Below are 7511 nucleotides of genomic sequence, written 5' to 3'. Positions count from 1 at the left end.
ACACGGTGACCGCGCCCCGTTGCGGGGCGGTGCCGGGTCACCGGCGGGCGTTACACCACTCTAAGGGGCACTACTTCACGGCGATACTTCTGGCCAGCCTCTGTATCAGTATCGCTGGCTGTAGTTCCTCCCCGATTGCAGCACTTGAGGCCGATCAGACAGCCCAAGACGAGTTCCCCGAGTCATTATCAGCAGAGGTTTTCGGGATCGATCCCGACTCGGTGCGGTTCGCTGCCACTAAGGAGGGCATCGATTTCTACTTGGCGCAGCAGGGCACTCCAAACGGTGAGCGGGGTGTCTGCGTAGTGATCAACGTTATTGAAGACCCAGAGCGTGCTACCGCCGCCTGCAGTGGATCTGTGTCGAGCGTGCAACCGCTAACCGCTGGCATGACTGGATATGCCGACGCCGAAGTTGTCACGGACGACTTCGACACCTCGGATTTAGTTCAGGAAGGCTGGGAACAGGTTCACAGCAACCTATTGGTGCAATTACCGTGAAGTTAGCTCAACAAGCGCATCGGTCTCGCTGGCGCTCACCGTTTGAGAGGACGTGCACCCCTCCATGCAGATGTTCGCTGAGGGATCCCGTTTTCTGACAGAACCAGAGCCGCCGCGCTATGGCGCCGAATATAATGAGCCTTATCACGAAGGCGTAAGGAGTTCAGATGAGGCACCGATTTTCCGTGGTTGGCCTCCTGCTTGTTGCTCTCGCCTTGTGCGCATGTGAGGGAGGATCGAGCGACGCCGCTGAGATTCTGGACTACGCCGAAGGAGCCGGTCCGAATGAGCTCATTCTGACCGTTGCGTCGGGACTCGCTGATACCGAAGGGGCCGCCGAGGTAATCAGCCAGGACGAGGACGCCATTGTGGTGAAAGCAACCATCAGGAAGCCAACCGCACCGGTGGAGGATGTCAGGATCTTCATTCAGATTCCCGTTTCCTTAAAGCAGCCTGTCGGCGATCGGGAAGTTGTGGATGTAGACGGCAGAGAAATACCTCGAAAGTAGGACGCTCCGCCATCTGCTGCCCCGCGAGGGTAACTGCATCCCCATGAAGCCCGGCGGCGATTCCTCCTCCACTCTCCAACCGATCCTGCACCGAAAAATGGCCCGGTGGAGGATCACCTGCGTGGGTTTCGCTTCTGCAGCGCTCTCGCATAGGCGGGGTCAGATCGAATCCAGATAATCACTCCAACGATAATCAGAACGGCGGCTAGCAGACTCACCGGTACAGCTAAGTTGTTGCCGAGCAGTCCCATTAGGACAGGCAGAACCACGGCCAGCACAGCAAGAGCGAAAAGCGCCTTGGCCAACCGCTTCATCTTGCGCTGTCGTACCAGGGCAGGTTCGAGGATGTCGTCCATGAGCTCAACTATGTCGCTCTTGCACCGTGATGAGAATACGACGTGCGTCGGTGCCAGCCATGTGACGCGGTGAGGGAGATCCCGCTCAAGAACATCAGTCCAGCGGTGAAATGACTTATTTAACAGATGCGCCGTTTTCGTATACGACAGTCGCCTCGTAGCTGACTGTGGGCTCGCTGGTCTTGACCTCTATCGATTCTTGCCCAGGCGTTAGCGGGAGGGATGAGAAGGCGGCGGTAACTGCGCCCTCGCCGCAAGTAACTTCCGCGTCACCTGGTAAGTGGATGGTGCCGGAACTGAGGCAGGTCAGTTCCACGCGGATGTGTGTAGCCTCCTCTGGCGGTGCGCCTAGTTCGATTGTGTGCGTACCGGTGTAAGTGCCGGAAACGGCGTTCCCGAGGGGCGTAGAAGTTTGAGTCGTTGAACTAGTCGGCGGCGGGTCTTCAGCCGCCGGCTCCCCTTGGGCAGTGCATCCTGCGAGTAGAACAGCCGCAAAGAGAGCCGATAGTGCCAGACCGAACGAACGTCGTTGTGCCATCTCTCGAACCTACCAAGCAGGCATAATCTTTTATCCGAATAGAGAATTCGTTATCAGAGCGTTGTTCCAGAACCTACGGGAGATGCACTAGGCCGGCCCTAGAAAGGCGAACGGTCAGGGATACCCCTATGCAGATACTCGTGGGCGCTCTAACGTCAGACAATGAAGAACCGGAAGACCGTAATAACGGTGGCGGCTATATTCGCAGCAATAGCCGGCATTTTAGGAGCAAGCCTCTTCCTAGGTTTGGACTCCGGAACCGCTCTGATTGGAATCGGATGCGCACTGGGAGCCTATCTGGGGGTCAGCTGGGGAAACAAGCAAGCGAAGAAGACGGACGCCTACCGCGAACAGTGGCTGAACAAGCGAAAGAACCCCTCGTCGAAGGTGGCCCCTGATAACCAAGCCCCCACTCAGCTCGCGGATCCTTCGGAGAATACAGGGAAGTAGTCAGAACGCGGTGAGGGATCGATCTACTCACCGCCCGCCGATTCACTCGCGCTCGATTAATTGGCCTTCCGCATCCACCAAATCACGGTCGCCAAGAGGTGCATCTAGGGAGATCGGAATCTTCACATGCACTCGGACATCTTCAACCGGGTAAGGCGGACGATCAACAGCAGCACGGACAACGACCTGATCTTCGCTCTGACTGACAACAGAAGCGATTCCTTCACCATCGGCTGGGCGTGCTGCAACTATGAGCACCAACTCCGTCGAATCCGCGCCGTCAGCGAAGGCGATGATTTCAGCGGATTCGGGATTGTCCGTAGGCGAACACGAGTACAAGGCGCCGGATAGTAGAAGAACAATCAGCGCGGCAACGTACTTCATCTTGTCCTCCGACGAACATGCTTGTGATGCGAGTCGCTTGCCTTTTGATCATGCTACGCCTGGTGGGTGCGGACGCCTTCTGGCAGGACCCGGCGTTATGCAAAGGCGCCCGGTAAGGGATCGGTTCTCGACTGCGGGTGTAGATGTAAGGATGAGCTGATGACACTCCTTCAGAGGTGCTTCTCGGTGGGCCTCGCGGGAGACGTCTGTGTTTGGAGCTCGTGATGGAGCTGGATCTTGAAATCAGGCAGAGTGCTTTCCGGTTGGCGCACAGCCTCGATCCGGCAAGTGGAACTGATCCGATGAGCGTCCTCATTAGGATCAGCTCATGAGCGAGCAGGAATGATCATGTGTCAACGAACGGAAAGTTCCACAAGATGACGACATTCGACTGGATCCTGACAGCCGTCGCAGGCTTGCTAGTAGTGCTCGCCTTCGTACTGCTCGTCATGACGACCATTCCGCCAAACGACACACCATACAGACGACACCGATTGCAGGGAGGCGCCCTGGCGCTGGTCGCCCTCATCGGACTACTTATCGTGCTCGTCGTCGAATAAATGGCTCAAACGATTGCAAGGAAGCAGGTTGGCCGTCCGGCCCGGATGCCACTTCCCGGAAGCGTGCGGTGAGGGATCGTCCGTTGGCTAGGAAAAGTGCTTTGCATAGTCGGTCCCGCAGAGCATCCAGCAGCTGGGCCTCCTAAACGACAACTCACTTATCGTGGGCTGAGTCGGCTACTTCTTTGGCCTTCACTCGCTTGTAGTGACGGTAGGCCGGGACTAGGGCTATTGATGAGAGAAGAGCCGTGAAGGGGACATATGACTCGACACCTTGTGTGAGCGTCCAGATATAAAGACCCCAAAACAGTAGTGATAGCACTACAACAAACCACAACCCACCTCGTGCCATGCCAGAGGTGACCAGCGGTTCCCACCGTTTGCCGGAAGGTGCTGCCATCGATTTCTCCTGATCAGGTCGCGACGTCGCTCACTCCGACTAGCTCCTGCACCCAACTTAGCAGCGGCGGTCGATCGACCGCCGAACCGGGGCCGTCCCGAATCATCTCGTTCCTTCTCAATGAGCGCCGAGGGATCTCGTTCAGTGACTGCCTACAGCAGAGCGCCAGCGGCGAGAGTGATCACGAACGCAAGAAGGGCGACTGACACAACGTAAATCCACCACGGTTTCGATCCGACTGGGCGGCGTTGTTGGCTTTGGGCGGACTGAGTAATACCAATGAAGTCCGTCACCCGACGCACTCTTCCTGGCTTTTCGCTCATGTGGACAGGCTACTTCAGACAGTGACTGCCGTTGATTGTCGGCCCCTCAATTTTTATCAGGCCCTTATCGACTCGCCCGAGAAAGAGCGGTGGGGATGGATGCGTATGCATCCCATGGTCAGATAGATGGAATGAGCGGACCTGCATGGCCGGCAACGAGTTTCCAGGTTTCCTCGTAGACCCAGACTTGAGTCATGGGCATACGGTATTGGTTCCGTCCGTCGCTGCTCGACACATCGTCCTTCACGATGCAAGTAAGTACAGCCGCCGTACCCAACATCGTTATCTCCGGCTCTTGAAGGGTCTGAGCGTGCCAAGTGTTTTTGCCCTCAACGTTGGATGCAAGGTAGGTATCGCGGTCAAAGTGATCGCCTGTGTGCGAGGTCCATCGAAACTGCGGGTGTAGAAAAAGGCGTAGCTGCTCACCGTCGCCCCTTCTCAGAGCGTCGGCTCGCGCTAGGGCTGCGTCCAATACTTCCTGATTGAGCATGCACTCAGTGTGTCAGCCAAGAGGCACCTACGAAACGGCTAATGGTGCCCGGTGGAGGATCAGCTTGCGCGGCCACTAGGTATGCTTCCCCTCCAACTTCGCTGATCTGCTTAGCTCACCGTGTTCGGACTGCAGGCTGCGCGCCCATTGGCCTAACAGTCGTAGGCAGATAGGGTTCGAAGACCTGACCCTGACCGAGGAGGAGCAATGACCGTCTTCTGGCCGGGGGCCATAATCGGACCGCTACTCATTGCTATCTGTGTAATTGGCTACATCAAGCGCGACAAACTCAGTGAAACCGTCGGAGGAACGACGTCTCAGATCCTCGGCGAGAAGACTGCCGAGAAGTTGGACGGGAGCCACGAACAGAGGACGACGAATCTGATGCTTTCCCTTTTTGGGGGCATGGCTATGGGATTCGCCATCTTCATTTTTTCCGTGACCGGCGTCATGCGTTAACTGGATCGGAAGGCTCGAATGTTCCCGGTTATCTTGGTCCTGTTCCTGATCGGCTTTTGCTTCGGAGCACTTGCTCTTCTTCAAGCAGTCAGGCGCCCGAAAGATAATCCGCCTTCTAGAAGTCTGGCTCTGGGATACTCAACTATCGGCATGTTGTGTTTCATTGCTGCCGGGGTAGTCATGTTCATGTCTGCGCGTGACTGAAGCAGAACCCTGGGAATCGCCTGCACATAGCTCTCTCGTCGGTGTGTGGCCAGCCCACGCGCTTCTTCGTCGCCTCCTGAGATGTATGTGGTCTCTTTTAGACCTGGTGGGCACGGTGGAGGACCCCCGATACGGCTGTACTGGTCAGTCCTTCAAGCCTGGCACGACGAAGAAATTAACTCCCTATGGTCCGATGAAGAATCCTCAAGGACCCTTTCTTAGGCGAGTCGAAAAACTGCGGCGCTAGGCTATCCCCATGAGAGAGCCCGGCAAGATCGGAGCGTTGACGTCGAAACAGGCGCTGCTACTGACCGTCCTCTTTGCGGCGTTGGGTGTGGGCATATTTGTCCTGCGTACAGTTGTACTAAGTGAACCGTCGATTGTGAGTCTTGCCGTAGCGTCAGGGGCCTTACTCCCCGCCTTACTCATGCTGGTCGTTTGGCTGGTAACCAAGCGCTGCACCGAATGAAACTACCTTGTCGGCCCTTGAGACCGTAAGGCATTCCCTGCAACCCTCCCAGCCCGTTGGCCCCGCCCGAGAAAGCGTGGGGTGAGGGATCCGTGGGGAGTTCCAGCTGTGCTCGACAAGCTGGCCTACTTATTGGCTTAACACGCTGGGTGGTTCAGGATGTGAGCATCAAGCTATCAACACGAGCCATTCCACCGGTGTTGGGAGCCGCAAGCCGAGGAACGGAACAATGGGCGGAATCGAGGAACTCATGGCGGAGTCCAACGAACGTTGGACTAAAGCAACCAGGAGAGCCCAAGGGTTAGCGGACAAAGGACTGGGCGCCGCTGTGAAGGCCTACTACACGCGATTCTGGTTAGTGGGCGTGATCGTGCTGATATCGATTGGCTCCTTGGTGGCGGCTCTAGCATTTGGGGCCTCCGCCGGCGACTGGCCGTCGTACCTGGCCTTCGGCTTTATGCTCGCGGGGCTAGGCACCATGATCGGTGGCCTGATCTACAACTCGAAGAGAGTAGTGCCGGCAGCCGAATACGGAAGGGTCGACGTGACCCTTTCGCTGACGAGCGAGGAACGAAAGCATATCCGCCAACAGATAGCAGGAAAGGCAATCGTCATTCCGGAGCATCTCGCGGTGACGCGCGGCGCGGCCGTGCAGATCCGAAAGTCCCTCGCAACGCAGCTGTTGATAGTCCCGTTCTACCCCTTAATCTTCATTCCTCAAGCTATTGACGGAGCCGGACAGATCGGCCCTCTCGACTGGATCTTCGTAGGTCTGACCTTTTTCCTCCTTATTGGGATCGTATTTCTCGTACGGGATTTCCGCCGTTCGGGTCAGTTCCTCACACGCACTGCTCATCAGAGTTGAAGGGGGCGATAGCAGGAAGGCCGCTGTCTCGTTGCTCGGACGAAGAGACAGAACAGGAATAGGGCATTGCAACCTGCGCGGTAAGGGATCGGAATGCTGCCACTGGGGTACTTCACATTGACGGAGGGGACTACATTGTGCCGACTCATGGCGATTGGACCGCGTTAGGCTTCAGTACGGACCACGCTCATGGAAGCGAGACGATATGACCACGAAAAGTTCGAAGGTCCTGCACCTTCTCTGCAGTTCCCTACTGGTGATCGGTTTCCTTGGAGTCGGTATCGGAAGTTGGGCTCTCATGAATGACTCAGGGGAGGGCGGTGTAAACATCGGTGCCGGATTTGCCTGGCTTCTCGGGTACGCAGCTGGAGGGCTGGGCTTGGTGTTCGGCGCCGCCGCACTGGTCGCCTACAGGCTTGCACGTCGTCAGGGACAGCTGCACATCTAACGCACGGTTCGGGATCGCTATTCTCTTATGCCTGTTTTCACAGGAGAATCACCCTGAGAGGGCGTACGTGAGGAATATGAGGATTTCCGTGTCATTCACGTCCCTCTAGTTACTTGGCGGATGGCTACAGAACGGCGTGTCATGTTTCCCAAACGAGGGCAGGTCTGGACATACCGCGAACGTGGCAGGTTTATCAGCCTGATCTGGGTAATCCCGGTCGTGTTTTTCCTCGCCGCAGGCCTCTACTTCGCATTCGCTGAATCCCAATGGTTACTACTCATCATCGCACTACTGATGGTCGGGTTCCTTGGGCTGTTCTTCTTCAGCTCAGAACGCAAACACCGCGGCGAGCCGTAGGAGCGGATTCCCTCCCGCACAGGATCGAGTGGATGCACGGACTGGGACCCGCTGGACACCTGTTAACTCGGACGCGGGCGAGCAGGGGTCTATCCTGCACGGTGATGGATCGCTATTTCTAGTGCTTGGGAAGTGCTGGGAAGGTCGGTTATTCGAAGCGTGTGGCGGTGATGGCTGTGTTGTTTCGGACGAGACCGAA

The 7511-nt window shown here is 56.8% G+C and carries 11 protein-coding genes; 8 read left to right on the top strand and 3 right to left on the bottom strand.

What is annotated here, in order from left to right:
• Together Q0877_RS16950 and Q0877_RS16945 are read left to right on the top strand one after the other, a co-directional pair.
• The coding region (locus Q0877_RS16950; protein WP_299170019.1) for a hypothetical protein at window positions 1–500 on the top strand (500 nt) is incomplete at its 5' end.
• Window positions 501–667: 167 nt separating this feature from the next.
• Window positions 668–1009, top strand: coding sequence for a hypothetical protein (locus tag Q0877_RS16945; RefSeq protein WP_299170018.1), 342 nt, complete (start codon window positions 668–670; stop codon window positions 1007–1009).
• 113 nt (window positions 1010–1122) lie between these two features.
• On the opposite strand, the gene Q0877_RS16940 is transcribed toward Q0877_RS16945, so the two are convergent.
• On the bottom strand, window positions 1123–1365 hold the full coding sequence (locus Q0877_RS16940) for a hypothetical protein (RefSeq protein WP_299170017.1): 243 nt from the start codon (window positions 1363–1365) through the stop codon (window positions 1123–1125).
• Between the two features lie 700 nt (window positions 1366–2065).
• On the opposite strand from Q0877_RS16940, the gene Q0877_RS16935 reads away from it, so the two are divergent.
• Window positions 2066–2353, top strand: a complete 288-nt coding sequence (locus Q0877_RS16935; RefSeq protein ID WP_299170016.1) for a hypothetical protein — start codon at window positions 2066–2068, stop codon at window positions 2351–2353.
• A 42-nt stretch (window positions 2354–2395) separates the two neighbouring features.
• Here the strand turns inward: Q0877_RS16935 and Q0877_RS16930 are convergent, their stop codons facing one another.
• On the bottom strand, window positions 2396–2737 hold the full coding sequence (locus Q0877_RS16930; protein ID WP_299170015.1) for a hypothetical protein: 342 nt from the start codon (window positions 2735–2737) through the stop codon (window positions 2396–2398).
• A 377-nt stretch (window positions 2738–3114) separates the two neighbouring features.
• Between Q0877_RS16930 and Q0877_RS16925 the strand changes: the two genes are divergently transcribed.
• Window positions 3115–3297, top strand: a complete 183-nt coding sequence (locus tag Q0877_RS16925; protein WP_299170014.1) for a hypothetical protein — start codon at window positions 3115–3117, stop codon at window positions 3295–3297.
• Between the two features lie 841 nt (window positions 3298–4138).
• On the opposite strand, the gene Q0877_RS17150 is transcribed toward Q0877_RS16925, so the two are convergent.
• Entirely contained in the window at window positions 4139–4510 is a 372-nt protein-coding gene (locus tag Q0877_RS17150) for a nuclear transport factor 2 family protein (protein ID WP_367182195.1), read from the bottom strand.
• 207 nt (window positions 4511–4717) lie between these two features.
• Between Q0877_RS17150 and Q0877_RS16920 the strand changes: the two genes are divergently transcribed.
• The 4 genes from Q0877_RS16920 (at window position 4718) to Q0877_RS16905 (ending at window position 7312) form a co-directional block, all read left to right on the top strand.
• A complete protein-coding gene (locus Q0877_RS16920; RefSeq protein ID WP_299170012.1) occupies window positions 4718–4969 on the top strand; it encodes a hypothetical protein in 252 nt (83 codons plus the stop codon).
• A gap of 902 nt (window positions 4970–5871) precedes the next feature.
• Window positions 5872–6507, top strand: a complete 636-nt coding sequence (locus tag Q0877_RS16915) for a hypothetical protein (protein ID WP_299170010.1) — start codon at window positions 5872–5874, stop codon at window positions 6505–6507.
• A gap of 205 nt (window positions 6508–6712) precedes the next feature.
• On the top strand, window positions 6713–6955 hold the full coding sequence (locus tag Q0877_RS16910) for a hypothetical protein (RefSeq protein WP_299170009.1): 243 nt from the start codon (window positions 6713–6715) through the stop codon (window positions 6953–6955).
• Window positions 6956–7075: 120 nt separating this feature from the next.
• On the top strand, window positions 7076–7312 hold the full coding sequence (locus Q0877_RS16905; protein ID WP_299170007.1) for a hypothetical protein: 237 nt from the start codon (window positions 7076–7078) through the stop codon (window positions 7310–7312).
• The last annotated feature ends 199 nt before the right edge of the window (window positions 7313–7511 follow it).

It is taken from the genome of uncultured Arthrobacter sp. (assembly GCF_947495145.1).
Taxonomy (GTDB): domain Bacteria; phylum Actinomycetota; class Actinomycetes; order Actinomycetales; family Micrococcaceae; genus Arthrobacter_D.
Note: the sequence above shows the minus strand (reverse complement) of the source record. Positions and strands in the feature narration are given on the sequence as shown.